The following is a 16596-nucleotide window of genomic DNA, read 5'->3' as shown; positions in this document are numbered from 1 at the left end:
CCGGGAGGCTTATCGGATCAGAGGTTTGCCGGATCAGCCGAGATCGGCTGCCGCGATCCAGAACACTTCGCCCTCGCTGTCTTCGGTGTCGAGCCAGAGCAGCGGCAGTTCCGGAAATGCCTCGTCGATCCGCTCGCGGCCGCGGCCTATCTCGCACAATAGCCCGCCCTCCGGCGTGAGGTGATCGGGCGCGTCGCGCAAGATGCGGCGCACCACGTCCAATCCGTCGGCGCCGCCGTCGAAAGCGAGTTTTGGTTCGGCCCGGCACTCCGGCGGCAGCGCTGCCATGCCCTCGGCATCGACATAGGGCGGGTTGGAGATGATCAGGTCGTAGCGTGCCTCGCCCAGCGACGCAAAGAGGTCGCCGCGGTGGAGCGTGAGGCGATCCTCAAGCCCGTATTCCGCGACGTTGCGTGAGGCAACCTCGAGCGCGGCCTTGGAGATGTCGACCGCGTCGACCAGCGCGTTCGGGAAATGATGTGCGGCGAGGATGGCGAGGCAGCCGGAGCCGGTGCAGAGGTCGAGCACGCGCTCCACGGCGCCGGCGTCGTCGATCAGCGAGCCCGCTTCGCCGTCGCCGCCGAAATGCGACTCCAGCAGTTCGCCGATGAAGGAGCGCGGCACGATCACGCGCTCGTCGACATAGAAGGGCAGGCCGCGCATGTAGATCTTGTTGACGAGATAGGCGGCCGGTTTGCGCGTGGTGACGCGCTGGTGGATCAGCCCGATGATGGTCTTCGCCTCGGCCGCGCTGACGCGGGCATTTGCAAACATCTCGAACTGGTCGGGATGAAGGTGCAGCGCTTCGCAGACCAGAAAAGCGGCTTCAGCGACCGGATCGGTCGTGCCGTGCGCGAAGGCGAGCTCGGCCTCATTGAAGCGGCTCACCGCATAGCGCACGAAGTCGAACAGCGTCACGAGATCGCCGGCGGCGACCTTCGCGAGCTTGGGTGTGGCGCGGCGCTGCGCGGACTTTTTGGATGCTTTTGCCATCAGGATTTGGTCCAGCGTGCGGCGGCCTGATCGTCGCGGGCATGCGCCTCGACCCAGCCGGTACCGGTCGCGCTCTCTTCCTTCTTCCAGAACGGCGCGCTGGTCTTGAGATAATCCATCAGGAACTCCGCGGCCTGGAACGCCGCCTGCCGGTGCTGCGAGGCCGTCACCACCAGCACGATGTTCTGGCCCGGCTCAATGCGCCCGACGCGGTGAATGACGGTGACGCCGTTGAGCGGCCAGCGCGCGAGCGCCTCGTCGACATGGCGCGCGATCTCCTCCTCGGCCATTTCAGGGTAATGTTCGAGTGTCAGTGCGGCGATCTTGCCCTCGTCCTCGTCCCGGCGGCAGATCCCCGAGAAGCTGACGACCGCGCCGATATCGGTGCGGCCGCGCGACAGCGCCGCGATCTCGCGCGCGACGTCGAAATCGTCTTCCTGGATGCGAATGGTGACGGGGGCGGCCATGCGACGTCAGCCGCCGGTCATCGGCGGAAAGAACGCGATCTCGCGGGCGCCGGCAATCGCCGCGTCCGGCTTCACATGGGCATGGTCGATCGCGGCGCGGATCACCTTCGGCTTCTCGAACGCATAGGCATAGGCCTCGCTCCGGCCGGACAGCCAGGCGATCAGCTCTTCCACCGTGCGAACGCTCGCCGGCGGCTCGATCGTCTCTTCCGCCTTGCCGACGCGCTCGCGCACCCAGGCGAAATATTTCACCTTCATCCCTCATCCTCCTTGATGAGGTGATGGATGCCGGCGCGGAAATAGTCGTAGCCGGTGTAGATCGTCAGCAGCGCCGACGCCCACAGCAGCAGCAATCCGATCAGCGTGACCACCGGCACTACCTCGTCGCCGGCCGGCCCGGCGAGCAGGAAGCCGATGGCGACGAGCTGCGCCGTCGTCTTCCACTTGGCGAGCTTTGTGACCGGTACGCTGACACGGAGCGCCGCCAGATATTCCCGCAAGCCCGACACCAGGATCTCGCGGCACAGGATGACGATGGCGGCCCAGAGCGCCCAGCCATGGATGATGCCGTCGGCGGCGAGCATCAAGAGGCAGGAGGCAACCAGGAGCTTGTCGGCGATCGGGTCGAGCATCCGGCCGAATGCCGATTGCTGATTCCAGATTCGGGCGTAGTAACCGTCGAGGTAGTCGGTCACCGCTGCCGCGATGAAAATGGCGACCGCCACCCAGCGCAGCCAGAGCGGACCATCCAGGATCGACTGGGCATAGATACATCCGACCACCACCGGGATCGCGGCGATCCGGCCATAGGTCAGGATGTTCGGAAGGGACATCGAGCTCTTGTTCGAGCTCTTGGCGGTCCCCCGTGTCGTGGCGATGTTCATTCGTTCTACCAATACCGCTGCGGCATGAAGGTCAATCGTCCGGCCCTCAATGAGGGGTGCAGGCAACGACTATATGACCGCTAGTCCCCTTTAGTTCACCCCGGCTGGGGATGGAAATACTCGAAAATCTTGCGGGCGCTCTCGGCGCTCACTCCCGGAACCTTGCCGAGATCGGCAATCGAGGCGCGCTCGATCTCCTTCAGGGTTCCGAAATGATGCAGCAAGGCACGTTTGCGTGACGGGCCGATGCCCGGGATTTCCTGCAAACCAGCCTCGCGGATGTCCTTCTTGCGCAGTTTACGGTGCGAACCGATGACGAAGCGATGAGCTTCGTCCCGGAGGCGCTGGATGAAGTAGAGCACGGGGTCGCGCGGCTCGAGCTTGATCGCCTCCCGGCCGGGGATGAACAGGGTCTCGCGGCCGGCGTCGCGCTCCGGGCCCTTGGCGACCCCCATCAGCGACACCTGGGCGAGGCCAAGGCCGTCAAAGATCTCCTTGGCGGCGTTGAGCTGGCCGCGGCCGCCGTCGATGATGACGAGATCGGGCCATTGCGGGAAGTCGTCATCCTTGGCCTTACCGGCGGCATCCTCGGGCGGATTGATCAGGCGCTTGAAGCGCCGCTCCAGCACCTCGCGCATCATCGCATAGTCGTCACCGGGCGTGAGCCCTTCGGACTTGATGTTGAACTTGCGGTACTGGTTTTTCACAAAGCCGTCGGGACCGGCGACGATCATGGCGCCGACCGGGTTGGTGCCCTGGATATGGCTGTTGTCGTAAACCTCGATCCGCTTCGGCGGGTGGGGGAGGGCTAGTGTGCTCGCCATCGCGTCGAGGAGTTTGCCTTGCGTGGCGGTGTCTGCGAGCTTGCGCCCCAGCGCCTCGCGCGCATTGGTCAGCGCGTGGGTGACGAGCTCCTTCTTCTCGCCGCGCTTGGGCGAGGACACCTCGACCTTGTGCCCGGCCTTGGTCGACAGCGCGTTGGCGAGCAGCTCGCACTCCTCGATCTCATGCGAGAGCAGCACGATCTTTGGCGGCGGCTTGTCGTCGTAGAACTGCGCGAGGAACGAGCCCAGCACCTCTTCGGGTGTAAACGTCTTCTCCGCACGCGGGAAATAGGCGCGGTTGCCCCAGTTCTGTCCGGTGCGGAAGAAGAACACTTCGACGCATGAGAAGCCGCCCTCCTGATGGATGGCGAAGACGTCAGCTTCTTCCACGGTGCGCGGATTGATGCCCTGCTGCGACTGGATCGCCGAGAGCGCGGCGAGACGGTCGCGGTAGAGCGCGGCGGTCTCGAATTCGAGTTCGTGCGATGCCTTCTCCATCTCGGCGGCAAGCTCCTGCTTCACCGCATGGCTTTTGCCGGAGAGGAAGTCGGTGGCCTCGCGCACCAGCGTCGCATAGCCCGGAAAATCGATCTCGCGTGTGCAGGGGCCGGCGCAGCGGCGGATCTGGTGCAGGAGGCAGGGCCGCGTGCGGCTCTCGAAGAACGAATCGGTGCAGGAGCGGATCAGGAACGCACGCTGCAGTGCCGTGATGGTGCGGTTGACGGCGCCGGCGGAGGCGAACGGTCCGAAATAGCGGCCGGGCCGCGACTGCGCGCCGCGGTGCTTCAGGATCTGCGGCGCCCAATGGTCGCCGGTGATCAGGATGTAGGGAAATGATTTGTCGTCGCGCAGCTGCACGTTGAAGCGCGGCTTGAGCTGCTTGATGAGATTGGCCTCTAACAGCAGCGCTTCGGTCTCGGTCGTGGTCGAGACGATCTCGACCGTGACCGTGGCTGCGATCATGCGCCGGATGCGCGCCGGCTGCGGCGCGCTTTGGCGCGCGTAGTTGGAGAGGCGCTTTTTGACGTTCTTGGCCTTGCCGACATAGAGCACGTCATTGTTCGCATTCAGCATGCGATAGACGCCGGCCGAGGTCGGCGCGAGCCGTACCGCGCGCTCGATCGCCTCATGGCCGGTCGCAAGCGGCCCTTCGCCGACCGCGCCGGCTTCCTCCAGGATATCAGGCAGCCGCGCTTCGTCGTCGTCCTCGCTGGTTGCGGCCGCGGGATCGACGTCCGGCGGCGTCAGCCCCTCGGGCGGGGCATCGAGCGCCGTGCCGCGGCGGGATTTGCCCGCACGCGCCGGGGCCGGGTTGTCGGTGGAATCGTGATCCATGGGACGAATTTAGGCGCTGGAGGCGCCGATTTGAAGTTCCGGCAGCGGCTCGCATGCATCTGGCGGCGCGCTGTTCCCGGTAACGCTTCCTTAAGACTGTTAAGCGCGCGGTAACCGCGCTTAACAAGCCTTTAACTTAAAACTCTCGATAAATCCTACGCGAAAAGTTCTGGGTTCCGTAACTATGCGTTTCGGCTGCGCTTTCTGCGCGCGCCGCGACGGAGCTGCGGCAGTTGCGTTGGAGAGTGCGATGAAGAGGTTCGTTGTGGGCGCCGCGGCTGTCGTCGCCGCCGGCTGGACGGCTTCGGCCGAAGCCGCCGATCTCAACTACGGACAGCGCGCACCCTACACCGTCAACCAGCCGCTCAACGCCTATAGCTGGGCCGGTCCCTATATCGGCGGCAACCTCGGCTACGCGTGGGGTTCGGTGAGCAACAATCCCACCGAGCCCTCCGGCTTCGTCGGCGGCGTGCAGGCCGGCTACAATTTCCAGAACGGGCCCTGGGTGTTCGGCATCGAGGGCGACATCCAGGGATCGGGCGCCGACGACACGTTCGCGCCGTGGAAGTTTTCCAATCCGTGGTTCGGCACCGTGCGCGGCCGCGCCGGCTATGCGCTCAACAACATCCTGTTCTACGGCACCGCCGGCCTCGCCTTCGGCGAGCTGCGCGGACAGACTTTTGGCCTGACGGAATCCCACACCACCGCGGGCTGGACCATCGGCGCCGGTGCCGAGGTTGGCCTGACGCAAAACTGGAGCGCCAAGCTCGAATATCTCTACATCGACTTGTCGACCAGTCAGTTCGCGATAACAGGCGTGTCAAACGGCTATAGCGCCAGCATTGTGCGCGCAGGCGTGAACTATCGCTTCTGATAGTTAGAAGAAAATACCGGACCTTTAACCTCCCGGTCGCTTGCGGCCGGGATTTTTTTCGCGTCAGGCGTCTAGGATAGGATGACCAGGTTCACCGCCTTGGGTCCCTTTCCCTTCTTGTCCGGCTCGACTTCGAACGTGATGCGCTGTCCTTCGGTGAGGTCCTTCAGTCCGGCCCGCTCGACTGCGGTGATGTGAACGAACACATCGCGACCGCCGTCGTCCGGCTTGATAAAGCCGTAGCCGCGTTCGCCGTTGAAGAACTTGACCGTCCCCGTCATGGCCATCGGGTACTCCTCCCCCGCATTGCTCCTCCGCCGTGACGCAGTCCCGCGTCGCGGCGCGACCGGACATTCACGAGCCCAAGAGCCTGGCCATCCTTGGGCGGACCGTCAGTCCGCCTGGATCCTTGTTCGGCCTTCACTCCGCCGCAACCATTCGCGGAAGCGGAACGCAAAGCCAGTCACGAGGACAGCATAATACGGTTCTTTGCAGATTGACTACCGGTCCTGCATCTTTTTCCCAAATATGGCTGGGCCTTACGGCTTCGGCACGTCGAGCCTGAAGCGTGCTGCGCCGCCCTGTCCGAGCGGCTTCTCGAGCTCAGGAAGGATTGTCTTCAGTTCGTTCTGCAACGTGTAGGGTGCGTTGACCATCAACAACCCGGTAGAGGTGAGCGGCGCGCCGGCCGTTTGCGGCGCGACGCTGAACTCGAGCCGCAGGCACTTGCCGGGCGGCTTTGCCGCGGCTGCGGCCCGCGCCACGGTCTGCGCCAGGGTCTCGGCGCCGCGCCGATTCTTCACCGGATACCAGATCATGTAGATGCCGGTCGGCCATTTGGCGAAGGCTTCGCAGAAGCCGTCACCGAGCCGTTCGAATTCGTCCTTCGCCTCGAAGGGCGGGTCGATCAGCACGAGGCCGCGCCGCTCCTTCGGCGGCACGAACGCGGTCAGCGCCATCCAGCCGTCGAGGTCGACGACGCGCGCTTGTGTGTCGCGGCGTAGCGCCGCGATCAGGGCCTTGCGGGCGTTGGGCTCGATCTCGCAGGCGACGAGGCTATCCTGTGGCCGCAACAGGCCGCGCGCGATCAGCGGCGATCCCGGATAGGTCTTGAGCGCACCGCGGTCATTGAAGGCGCGGACGATGTCGAGATAGGGCTTGGTCAGTTCGACGGTCTCGTTCGAGAACCGCGCCTGCATGATGCGCGCGATCCCGCTCAGCCACTCGCCGCTGCGCTCTGCTTCCTCGCTCTGGAGATCGTAGAGACCGGCTCCGGCATGGGTATCGATGACGCGGAAGGCGGCCGGCTTGTCCTGCAGATAGGTCAGGATGCGCGCCAGCACGATGTGCTTGATGACATCGGCAAAGTTGCCGGCGTGGAAGGCGTGACGGTAGTTCATCAGAAGATCTGCGGCTCGTTACGGGGATGCGCAGCTTCTTCTACGCGTCATGGCCGGGCTTGTCCCGGCCATCCACGCCTCTACCCGCCCCGGATCGGCGGCATCGTCACCTGGTCGCGGCGGCAGGCGCGGCGGTCGAGCTCCTCGCAGGCGCGGAATTGCAGGTCCTTGCTCATGCAGATACGGACCTCGGACAATCGCGTGCGGTTGCAGGTCACGGAGACCGCCGCGCTGCTCAGGCCTGGATTGGCCTTGATGAAGGCCTCCTCGACGTCAGCAGGCGCAACCGTCCTGGCCTGCGACAGGTCGAGAAATTCGGCCGGAATCTTCACCGTCGCGCGCGCCTTGCGGATCGCCTCGAAGTAGTTCCGCTCCGACAGGCCGGAGCAGGTGCCGTGCTTGTCCCATTCGTTGAAGATCAGTCCCGGCGCCGGCATCAGATCGAGCATCGAGGAGACGATGTTGCGGTTCAGCCGCGGCGCCGGCCGCTGGCAGTATTCCGGAAAGCCGTTCTCATATTGCGGCCACAGCCCGTGCACCACGAAAGCGTAGGGCCGCCCGCTGCACTGGATCTGGGAGCGTCCGCCGCGCTCGGCGGCTTCTTCGCAGAACGAGGGCGACCAGGACAGCGACAGCACATAGAAATCGAACTCGCCGGGCGCGTTCTGCCGCTTGTCCTGGGCCATCGCCGGATCGGCGAGGATGGACAGGCTTGTAAACAGGCTTGCGGACAGCAGCAGCGAGATCAGGAAGCAGGAGAGCGAATGCAATCGGGAATGAAACATGACGACGCCCCTCAACTAGACTGTGCACAAGAGCCTAGCAGGCGATGAGAACATTTCAAGAACAAAATTGAAGCGCGCGCTAAACGACGCGGCTTCCCCGATTTTAGGGCTTTGCGGCCCGGCAGGCCGGGTTGTAGGCCCAGTTGCGGTCGAGGCCGACGACGCACCATTCGACGCCCTGGCCGAAGCCGGCAAAGCCGCCATCCTCGATGATCGAGAAGTGCACCCTGCGCACCTTGCCGTCAGTGAGCATGGCCTCGCCCGTGCAATAGCGGCGCGGGATATTGTCAGACTGCCAGGGCCGGAAGGCGATCTCGCGAACGGCGGCAAAACCGGTGATTTTCAGCGAGGAGTTCCAGAACGAGCTTTCCTTCTCCCAGAACTGCGTCGCGATCGTCGGCAGCGCCTTGTCGCAATCGCTGACCTGGCCGTCATAGCGCGGGCCGCTCAGCCAGAAATTCAGCTCCAGCGGATTGGCCGCCCTGGCCTCGCCAAGCGACAGCGCGCCGCACAGAAGGCCGAGCACCGCGGCAAAGCGGAACGATCTGGGGAAGGTGAGGGCGCGCATGGGCAATCCAAGGACATGGTCTGCAAGCATGGGACCGTGCCGCGAGAGCCGGGACAGGTCAAGTGCAGCGCGGCAACACTTGGCGACGAGTTGGACGCAATGTCGTATCGAGGCCGCATGCGTTCTTTTCTCCGTGCCCCGGGCACCGTAAACTGGGCCTGACGAGATGGAGTGACGGGAATGCGAATCATTGCGGCTGCGGGCCTGGTTGCCCTGGGTGTTCTGGCGAGCGGAGCTGCGCGCGCCGACATCCTTCCGGTGCCGCCCTTCAAGGGCAACGACACCGGCGGCATCATCGCCTATTCGATGGCGACCCAGGTCGATGCGCGGCAGGTCGCGGTCGACCACTGCGCGCGTTACGGCAAGGTCGTGAAGTTCCTCGCCGTGCAGCCCTATGACGGCGGCTACATCTCCTTCTCCTGCCGCTGGGTGCCGTATGGCGCCGCCGACCGGCCGATCCGCACGCTGTATTGATCCGCAACTGACGTTCGAATGCCGGGAGCTTGGCGCATGACGCGACAGCCTCTTGTTTTCAGTGCATCCCTTTTGCAGACGATCGCCGTGGCCACGGGTGCGCAAGCCGTCGACATGCCCGTGCGCAAGGCGGGCCTGTGGGAGATGAAGATGGTCAGGGCCGGCTCGCCGATGCCTGAAATGACCATGCAGCACTGCACCGACGAGACCGTCGACAAGGAGATGAACAACAACATCTCCCCGGTGACCAAGCAGGTCTGCTCCAAGCAGGACATCCAGAAGACCGCGACCGGCTATGTCAGCGACTCCGTCTGCAACGTCGCCGGCATGACCACGACCACGCATGCCGACATCACCGGCGATTTCAACTCCGCCTACACGGTGAAGAGCACCGCGCATGTGCAGGGCGGGCCGGCGGGCGCTACGGGGCGCGATTCCACCACGACGATCGAGGCCAAATGGCTCGGCGCCTGCAAGCCGGACCAGAAGCCCGGCGATATCGTGATGCCCGGCGGCTTCAAGATGAACGTCCGCGACGCCGACAAGCTGAAGAACCTGCTGCCGAAGTAGGGCTGCGCAGCTAGGGCGCCAACCAAACCGCAAAACAACCCCATGCACAGTAGGAAAGGGTCGGGTCCTCCCTCTCCCGCACGTGGCCCGCAAGCGGGATCAAGGTAAAATTACACCGGTATCCGCACCGCGGCGCGCAAGCCCCCCATCGGGCTGTCGCCGAGCGTGATGTCGCCGCCATGCGAGCGGGCGATGTCGCGGGCGATCGCAAGGCCAAGTCCCGTACCGCCTTCGTCCTGGTTGCGCGCATTGTCCAGCCGCAAAAACGGCTTGAACACTTCCTCGCGCATCTGGGCGGGAATGCCGGGGCCGTCGTCGTCGATGGTGACGGTGAGATAGCGGTGGTCGCGCTGGCCGGTGATCGCGATGGTCTTGCCGTGCCGCGCCGCGTTGGAGACGAGGTTGGCCAGGCAGCGCTTGAATGAGGCCGGCTTCACCGTCACCACCGGCAGGCCCTGGAAGGCAACGGTTGCCGCATGTCCGTGCCGCTCGGCGTCGCTGCGCAACTCTTCCAGCGCCTGGGACATGTCGGTCGGCTGCGCCTGCTCGCCGGAATCGCCGCGCGCGAAAGCAAGATAATCCTCGAGCATCATCGACATCTCGTCGACGTCCTTGCGCATGCCTTCGAGCTCGGGACTGTCGCCGATCAGCGCGAGCTCGAGCTTGAAGCGGGTGAGGATGGTGCGCAAATCGTGGCTGACGCCGGCGAGCATCGCGGTGCGCTGCTCGATCGAGCGCTCGACGCGCGACTTCATCTCGAGGAAGGCCTGTGCTGCGCGCCGAACCTCGCGCGCACCGCGCGGGCGAAAATTCGGCGCCTCGCGGCCCTTGCCGAAACTTTCCGCGGCGTCCGCCAGCCGCAGGATCGGCTTGATCTGGTTGCGCAGGAACAGCACCGCGACGATCAGGAGGATCGAGGACGTGCCGACCATCCAGAACAGGAAGATCTCGGAGTTCGAGGCGTAGGCCGCGCCCCGCTGAGCGAACACCCGCATGATGGCATCGTCGAGCTGGATGCGGATCTCGACGAGGTTGGAGCGGCCGACCGTGTCGATCCAGAATGGACGCCCGATCTGCCGGCCGAGCTGCACCGACAGCGTCTGGTCCAGAAGCGAGAAGAACGGCTTTGGCCCCGGCGGCGGCATGTCGCCTGCGGGCAGGAAATCGACGACGAGCCCCAGGCGCTGCTGGGCGATGCGGCGGATCAGGTCGCGGTCCTTGTCCTGCGGATAGCCTTTGTAGACGTCGATCAGGGCCGCGATGTCCTGCACGACCGCGGCGGACAGGCGCCGCGTCACCGTGTTCCAGTGCCGCTCCATGAACACGAAGGCGACGACCGATTGCAGGATCACCATCGGCACGATCATGATCAGCAGGGCGCGGGCGTAGAGGCCGGTCGGCATCCAGCCCTTGAACGCGTTGCCGATCCAGCCATTGGCGGCGGAGACGCGGCCTGCCGCGCTCTTCAGAAGCGTCAGGCCGGTATCGATCGTGCTCATCGGTCGCGCTTCATCGCTTACGGCGAGGCCACCAGCCGGTAGCCGATGCCGCGCACCGCCTGGAGGAACAGCGGATTGGTCGGGTCGCGCTCGATCTTGCGCCGCAGGCGGTTGATCTGCACGTCGACCGCACGCTCGTTCACGCTGCCGTTGCCGGTCAGCGCGCTGCGCGGCACCGTTTCGCCCGGCGCCTCGCTGAGGATGCGCAACATCTCGCGCTCGCGGTCGGTGAGGTGAACGACCTCCTCGCCGTCGCGCAGTTCGCCGCGATCGAGGTGAAACACATACGGCCCGAAGGCGATCTTCTCGACGGTTGCGGTTTGCGGTGGCGCGGTGCGCTTGAGGATGTTGTTGATGCGCAGCGCCAGCTCGCGCGGCTCGAACGGTTTTGCGACGTAATCGTCGGCGCCGATCTGCAGGCCCTCGATGCGCGCTTCCGCCTCGTGCCTTGCGGTCAGCATCACGATCGGGACCGAAGATGACTTGCGGATGAAGCGAGCGAGGTCAAAACCGGTCTCGCCGGGCATCATCACGTCGAGGATGAGAAGATCGAAATGCAGGCCCATGAGCTTTGCGCGCGCATCGCTCGCGCTCGCGGCAGTCGTGACGCGGTAGCCTTCGGCGCACAGGAAACGCGACAGCAGGTCGCGGATGCGGCGGTCGTCGTCGACCAGCAGGAGATGCGGTGCATCGTCGGCCGGGCGCGGCGGCGTGCGGGCGAGAGTGGCGGCGAGCGTCACGATCACTCCTTCGTTGAATTGCCGGAGGCGAAGATCGTCTGCAGCACCTTGTCCGGATCGTCGCGGTCGATCATGGCGAGGAGGAAGCGCTTCACGGTCTCGGCATCCTCCAGGCTCATCTCGGCGAGCGCCTGGGTGATGCGGGTGGTCTGCAGGCCTGCGAGCTTTTGCACCAGCGCCTCGCCCTTGGGCGTCGCGTAGAGCAGGCGCTGGCGGCGATCGTTGTCGCCGGTCTTCTGGATGATGTAGCCCTCATCCAGCAGTTGCTTGAGCACGCGGCCGAGCGACTGCTTGGTGATGCGCAGGACGTCCAAGAGGTCGGCGACCTTCAGGCCGGGATAGCGGTAGACGAAATGCATGACCCGGTGGTGGGCGCGGCCGAAGCCGAACGCCTCCAGCTCCTGGTCGGGATCGCCGACGAAGTCGCGATAGGCGAAGAACAGCAGCTCTATGATATCCCAGCGCAAATTGCCTCCATCGGCGGCGGCCGGCCTGGCGTCGGCTGCTTCTTGGGAGGTGGTTGCGAAATTTATGTCAGGCATATTGACGTATCTTGGGTTCAATGTTACAAAACACTCGGCCCGAACGAAATATTAGATCGCTTCGTCTCGGGTGACGTCGTCGAAGGCGGCCGGGATATGCCTGAGAGGCGGCGCCGGCCGGACTGATCTACCGTGCGATTGTCGAGCGGCATGTCGGCAAAACATACTGGACTTCCGCCTTCGGCAAAAGCATGTCCTCCGGGACAAGCTGGCTGCGGAAACCGGCCTTAACAAGGCTGGCGCCGGGTGCGGTCCAGACCTATCAAGCCACCAGCCCCGAAAGAGGCAGGCCGGCGCTGGAGATCGCGCCGATTCCGAAGCGGGAGGGAAGGGAATGAGTTTGAAATTTGATATCCAACCGGCGGCGAACCCGACCTCCGAGAAGGACCGCATCGCAAAGCTCGTGGACCCCGGCTTCGGACGGGTCTTCACCGATCACATGGCCGTGGTCCGCTACAACCAGGCCAAGGGCGGCTGGTATGACGCGCGCATCGAGGCGCGCGCGAACTTCCAACTCGATCCGGCCGGTGCCGTCCTGCACTACGCGCAGGAGATTTTCGAAGGTCTCAAGGCCTACAAGCGCGACGACGGCGGCGTGAACCTGTTCCGCCCCGACGCCAATGCGCGCCGCTTCAAGGATTCGGCCGACCGCATGGCGATGGCGCCGATCCCGGACGATGTGTTCATCGAAGCAGTCGAGCAGGTCGTGCGCATCGACCGCGCCTGGATTCCGGGCGGCGAGGGCAGCCTGTACATGCGGCCCTTCATGATCGCGAGCGAGACCTTTCTCGGCGTGAAACCGTCGGCCGAATACATCTTCGCCGTCATCGCTTCGCCGGTCGGCTCCTATTTCAAGGGTGGGCCGGCGCCGGTGTCGATCTGGGTGTCGGAGAACTATACGCGCGCCGCGGTCGGCGGCACCGGCGCGGTCAAGTGCGGCGGCAATTACGCCGCGAGCCTGCGCGCGCAGGCCGAAGCCATTCAGCATGGCTGCGACCAGGTCGTGTTCCTCGATGCGGTCGAGCGCCGCTACATCGAGGAGCTCGGCGGCATGAACGTGTTCTTCGTGTTCGATGACGGCTCGCTCCTGACGCCGCCGCTCGGCACGATTTTGCCCGGCATCACCCGCGACTCCATCATCGCGCTGGCGAAGGATTCCGGCACCAAGGTGCGCGAGGAGCCCTACACGATCCAGCAGTGGCGCGCTGACGCCGCCAGCGGCAAGCTGAAGGAAGCCTTTGCCTGCGGTACCGCCGCCGTGATTTCGCCGATCGGCAAGGTGCGCTCGGCGAGCGGCGATTTCACCATCAATGGCGGCGCCGCCGGCCCGGTTGCGATGGGGCTGCGCAAGACACTGGTCGACATCCAGTACGGCCGGACCAACGACCCGCATCACTGGATCCGAAAGGTCCTGTAACCGGCGGCGGAGTTTTTCCGCCGCCTCCCACCACACGCGCGATCGTCCCATCGGCACGGAGCTGACGCTCCGGGCACGGGCCGGCGCGTGCCGATTTTCAGGCGTCCAACCCGGGAGAAGCGACCATGGGAGTTTCGTTCGACAACATCGACGGCGTGATCTGGTTCGACGGCAAGCTCGTGCCTTGGCAGGACGCCAACGTCCATCTGCTGACCCATGGCCTGCATTACGCAAGCTGCGTGTTCGAGGGCGAGCGCGCCTATGGTGGCCAGGTGTTCAAGAGCACCGCGCATTCCCTGCGGCTGAAGGCGTCAGCAAATATCCTGGACTTCGAGATTCCCTATTCAGTCGCCGAGATCGATGCTGCCAAGCAGCTCGTAATCGACAGCAACAATCTGCCGAACGCTTATCTCCGTCCGATCGCCTGGCGCGGTTCGGAAATGATGGGCGTGTCGGCACCTGGCAACACCATTCACCTCGCCATCGCCGCCTGGAACTGGCCGAGCTACTTCGACCCGGCCGCAAAGCTCAGGGGCATCCGCATGGATCTCGCCAGCTATCGACGGCCCGATCCGCGCACGACGCCCGCGCTCGCAAAAGCCTCGGGCCTTTACATGATCTGCACCATCTCCAAACAGCGGGCTGAGCGCAAAGGCCATGCGGACGCGATGATGCTGGACTGGGAGGGGCGCGTCGCAGAATGCACCGGCGCCAACATCTTTTTCGTGCAAGACGGCAAGATCCACACGCCGATCGCCGATTGTTTCCTCGCCGGCATCACGCGGGCGACGGTGATCGAGTTGGCGAAGCGCCGCGGCATCGAGGTGATCGAGCGGCGCATCATGCCGGAGGAGCTTGCCGGCTTTACCGAGTGCTTCATTACGGGCTCCGCGGCAGAGGTTACCCCGGTTGCCGAAATCGCAACATGGCGGTTCACGCCGGGCGCAATCTGCGAGGCCCTCATGACGGACTACGCCGCCGAGGTGCAGCCGAAGGGCGAGCGGGCGGCGGCGTAAGCGGCGCTCGCTCCAGCTGCATTCTCCGTCATGCCCGGGCTTGTCCCGGGCATCCACGTTCTTGGCACCACGCACGCGGAAACGCGTGGATGGCCGGGACATAGGCGAGCGGAAGCGACGCCGTCCTTCGGACGGCTATGCCCGGCCATGACGGGGTTCGGTCGGCGCGACATGAACGCACCGCCGCGACGACGCGACAAAGCCGGAGACACCAAGGTTTCCGGACATCGCACCATGGCCACCGCACCGACCCAGCCCCTGAAATGGGCCATTCTCGCCGTCGTCACCGGCATCACCGTCTTCGGCATTTTGACCATCGGCCCCAAGCGGGAGGTCGAGGCGCAGGACCGCTCGCCCGTCATCGACGTTCGCACCGCTGATGCGGAAATGAACGCCGCGATCGGCCGCGCCCGTGCGACGCTGCCGACCTTCTGGGCCTCCTTTGATGCGCCCAAGGGATCGGAGACCGGGCACTCGCTGAAGGTTCGGTTTCCGACCCGCAACGGCGCCGAGCACATCTGGATGGCCGACGTGAAGAAACTCCCGAACGGGACCTATTCGGCGCGCTTCGCCAACAGGCCGCGCGATCTCCCGGGCAAGCGGGAAGGCGACCTGGCCGAGTTTAGGGAGGCCGATATCTCGGACTGGATGTTTACGCGCAACGACAAGATCGTCGGCGGCGAGACCATCAAGCCGCTGCTCAAATCCATGCCGAAAGCGGACGCCGACGCCCTGCGCGCGCGGATGGAGCAGCCTTAGGGCCACCTAAGAGTTGCCGCATCGCGCGTCGGCTGGTAAACGCCGCGCATGGCCGACAAACCCAAAAAACCCCAGAAATTGAAGGCGCGCCTGCCGCGCGGGCTCGAGGATCGCGATCCCATGGCGATCCGGGCGACGCGCCAGATGGTGGAAAAAATCCGCGTCGTCTACGAGCTCTACGGCTTCGAACCCGTGGAAACGCCGGCGATGGAATATACCGACGCGCTCGGCAAATTCCTGCCCGACCAGGACCGTCCGAACGAGGGTGTGTTCTCGTTCCAGGACGACGACGAGCAGTGGATTTCGCTCCGCTACGATTTGACCGCGCCGCTCGCGCGCTATGTCGCCGAAAACTTCGATACGCTGCCAAAGCCCTATCGCAGCTACCGCGCCGGCTACGTCTTCCGTAACGAAAAGCCCGGCCCCGGCCGCTTCCGCCAGTTCATGCAGTTCGATGCCGACACCGTCGGCTCGGCGACGCCGGCGGCGGATGCAGAGATCTGCATGATGGCGGCGGATACGATGGAGGCGCTTGGCATCGCGCGCGGCCAGTATGTCGTGAAGGTGAACAATCGCAAGGTGCTCGATGGCGTGCGCGATGCGGTGGGCATTGCCGATGACGGTCAGTGGCTCACGATCATGCGCGCGATCGACAAGCTCGATCGGCTCGGCCTCGGCGGCGTAAGGCAGTTGCTCGGCGAAGGTCGCAAGGACGAATCCGGCGACTTCACCAAGGGTGCAGGATTGAAGGAGGACGACATCGCGCTCGTCCTGTCCACCATTGAGCAAAGCGCGCCGATTGATCCTCGTCTCAGCGCAAGCGCGATCGGCCAGCAGGGGCGCGACGAACTCGATCAGATCAGCAAGCTCGTAACAGCCGCTGGCTACGGCGAAGATCGCATCAAGATCGATCCCTCCGTCGTGCGTGGCCTCGAATACTACACCGGCCCCGTCTACGAGGTTGAACTGCTCCTCGACACCAAGGACGAAAAGGGCCGCCCGGTGCGCTTCGGCTCGGTCGGTGGCGGCGGCCGTTACGACGGCCTCGTCTCGCGCTTCCGTGGCGAGCCGGTGCCCGCGACCGGCTTTTCGATTGGTGTCTCCCGGTTGCAGGCCGCGCTGACGCTGCTCGGCAAGCTCGACACGCGGCCCGAATTTGGTCCTGTCGTCGTCACCGTGTTCGACCGCGACCGCGTCGCCGACTATCAAAAAATGGTCGCGACGTTGCGTGCCTCCGGCATTCGCGCCGAGCTCTATCTCGGCAATCCCAAGAACATGGGCAACCAGCTCAAATATGCCGACCGTCGCAATGCGCCCTGCGTGATCATCCAGGGTTCGGACGAGAAGGCGCGCGGCGAGGTGCAGATCAAGGATCTGATCGAGGGCGCCAAGGCCGCGGCCGCCATCGCCTCCAACCAGGAATGGCGCGAGACGCGGCCTGCGCAATTT

Annotated in this window: 18 protein-coding genes and 1 pseudogene; 7 read left to right on the top strand and 12 right to left on the bottom strand. The window is 64.8% G+C overall.

Annotated features, from left to right (window positions below):
* Positions 1–33: 33 nt before the first annotated feature.
* The 5 genes from prmB to uvrC form a co-directional block, all read right to left on the bottom strand.
* Positions 34–993 carry a 50S ribosomal protein L3 N(5)-glutamine methyltransferase gene (prmB, locus tag KUF59_RS36815; RefSeq protein WP_212462334.1) on the bottom strand — a complete coding sequence of 320 codons (960 nt, stop codon included), beginning with the start codon at positions 991–993 and terminating at the stop codon, positions 34–36.
* Positions 993–1460 (bottom strand): molybdenum cofactor biosynthesis protein MoaE, encoded by a 468-nt coding sequence (locus KUF59_RS36810; protein ID WP_212462333.1) that lies wholly within the window; start codon positions 1458–1460, stop codon positions 993–995. The genes prmB and KUF59_RS36810 overlap by 1 nt, the downstream gene beginning before the upstream one ends.
* A 6-nt stretch (positions 1461–1466) precedes the next feature.
* Positions 1467–1718 carry a molybdopterin converting factor subunit 1 gene (gene moaD / locus KUF59_RS36805; RefSeq protein ID WP_212462332.1) on the bottom strand — a complete coding sequence of 84 codons (252 nt, stop codon included), beginning with the start codon at positions 1716–1718 and terminating at the stop codon, positions 1467–1469.
* Complete coding sequence (pgsA, locus tag KUF59_RS36800) at positions 1715–2344, bottom strand: CDP-diacylglycerol--glycerol-3-phosphate 3-phosphatidyltransferase (RefSeq protein WP_212462331.1); 630 nt, start codon at positions 2342–2344, stop codon at positions 1715–1717. The genes moaD and pgsA overlap by 4 nt, the downstream gene beginning before the upstream one ends.
* A gap of 95 nt (positions 2345–2439) precedes the next feature.
* Entirely contained in the window at positions 2440–4503 is a 2064-nt protein-coding gene (gene uvrC / locus KUF59_RS36795; RefSeq protein ID WP_212462330.1) for an excinuclease ABC subunit UvrC, read from the bottom strand.
* 250 nt (positions 4504–4753) lie between these two features.
* Here uvrC and KUF59_RS36790 point away from each other — a divergent pair, with 250 nt between their 5' ends.
* Entirely contained in the window at positions 4754–5377 is a 624-nt protein-coding gene (locus KUF59_RS36790; protein ID WP_212462329.1) for an outer membrane protein, read from the top strand.
* Positions 5378–5448: 71 nt separating this feature from the next.
* On the opposite strand, the gene KUF59_RS36785 is transcribed toward KUF59_RS36790, so the two are convergent.
* The 4 genes from KUF59_RS36785 to KUF59_RS36770 all read right to left on the bottom strand — a co-directional run bounded on the left by KUF59_RS36785 (position 5449) and on the right by KUF59_RS36770 (position 8130).
* Complete coding sequence (locus KUF59_RS36785) at positions 5449–5664, bottom strand: cold-shock protein (protein WP_027523068.1); 216 nt, start codon at positions 5662–5664, stop codon at positions 5449–5451.
* A 252-nt stretch (positions 5665–5916) separates the two neighbouring features.
* On the bottom strand, positions 5917–6777 hold the full coding sequence (locus KUF59_RS36780; protein WP_212462328.1) for a 23S rRNA (adenine(2030)-N(6))-methyltransferase RlmJ: 861 nt from the start codon (positions 6775–6777) through the stop codon (positions 5917–5919).
* 80 nt (positions 6778–6857) lie between these two features.
* On the bottom strand, positions 6858–7562 hold the full coding sequence (locus KUF59_RS36775; protein WP_212462327.1) for a ribonuclease T2 family protein: 705 nt from the start codon (positions 7560–7562) through the stop codon (positions 6858–6860).
* 103 nt (positions 7563–7665) lie between these two features.
* Positions 7666–8130, bottom strand: a complete 465-nt coding sequence (locus tag KUF59_RS36770; protein ID WP_212462326.1) for a hypothetical protein — start codon at positions 8128–8130, stop codon at positions 7666–7668.
* Positions 8131–8310: 180 nt separating this feature from the next.
* Between KUF59_RS36770 and KUF59_RS36765 the strand changes: the two genes are divergently transcribed.
* Together KUF59_RS36765 and KUF59_RS36760 are read left to right on the top strand one after the other, a co-directional pair.
* Positions 8311–8604: a hypothetical protein gene (locus KUF59_RS36765; protein ID WP_212462325.1), complete on the top strand. Its 294-nt coding sequence runs from the start codon at positions 8311–8313 to the stop codon at positions 8602–8604.
* Positions 8605–8640: 36 nt separating this feature from the next.
* Positions 8641–9174, top strand: coding sequence for a DUF3617 domain-containing protein (locus tag KUF59_RS36760; protein ID WP_258767852.1), 534 nt, complete (start codon positions 8641–8643; stop codon positions 9172–9174).
* A gap of 110 nt (positions 9175–9284) precedes the next feature.
* Here the strand turns inward: KUF59_RS36760 and KUF59_RS36755 are convergent, their stop codons facing one another.
* The 3 genes from KUF59_RS36755 to KUF59_RS36745 are packed head-to-tail and all read right to left on the bottom strand — an operon-like array spanning position 9285 to position 11955.
* Positions 9285–10673 carry an ATP-binding protein gene (locus KUF59_RS36755; protein ID WP_212462323.1) on the bottom strand — a complete coding sequence of 463 codons (1389 nt, stop codon included), beginning with the start codon at positions 10671–10673 and terminating at the stop codon, positions 9285–9287.
* A 17-nt stretch (positions 10674–10690) separates the two neighbouring features.
* On the bottom strand, positions 10691–11419 hold the full coding sequence (locus KUF59_RS36750) for a response regulator (protein ID WP_212462322.1): 729 nt from the start codon (positions 11417–11419) through the stop codon (positions 10691–10693).
* The gene (locus tag KUF59_RS36745) at positions 11416–11955 is read right to left on the bottom strand and encodes a MarR family winged helix-turn-helix transcriptional regulator (protein WP_212462321.1); all 540 of its coding nucleotides are present in this window, start codon (positions 11953–11955) and stop codon (positions 11416–11418) included. The genes KUF59_RS36750 and KUF59_RS36745 overlap by 4 nt, the downstream gene beginning before the upstream one ends.
* Positions 11956–12289: 334 nt before the next feature.
* Between KUF59_RS36745 and KUF59_RS36740 the strand changes: the two genes are divergently transcribed.
* The 4 genes and pseudogenes from KUF59_RS36740 to hisS form a co-directional block, all read left to right on the top strand.
* Complete coding sequence (locus tag KUF59_RS36740; protein ID WP_212462320.1) at positions 12290–13372, top strand: branched-chain amino acid aminotransferase; 1083 nt, start codon at positions 12290–12292, stop codon at positions 13370–13372.
* Positions 13373–13497: 125 nt separating this feature from the next.
* Positions 13498–14388: a branched-chain amino acid aminotransferase gene (locus tag KUF59_RS36735; protein ID WP_212462319.1), complete on the top strand. Its 891-nt coding sequence runs from the start codon at positions 13498–13500 to the stop codon at positions 14386–14388.
* A gap of 234 nt (positions 14389–14622) precedes the next feature.
* Entirely contained in the window at positions 14623–15147 is a 525-nt protein-coding gene (locus KUF59_RS36730) for a YegJ family protein (protein WP_212462318.1), read from the top strand.
* 48 nt (positions 15148–15195) lie between these two features.
* A pseudogene (hisS, locus tag KUF59_RS36725) lies at positions 15196–16537 on the top strand (histidine--tRNA ligase); the annotation flags it as partial.
* Positions 16538–16596: the final 59 nt, after the last annotated feature.

The sequence above is a fragment of the Bradyrhizobium arachidis genome, assembly GCF_024758505.1.
GTDB lineage: Bacteria > Pseudomonadota > Alphaproteobacteria > Rhizobiales > Xanthobacteraceae > Bradyrhizobium > Bradyrhizobium manausense_C.
The sequence above is the reverse complement of the archived record's forward strand: the minus strand, read 5'-3'. Positions and strand labels throughout refer to the sequence as shown.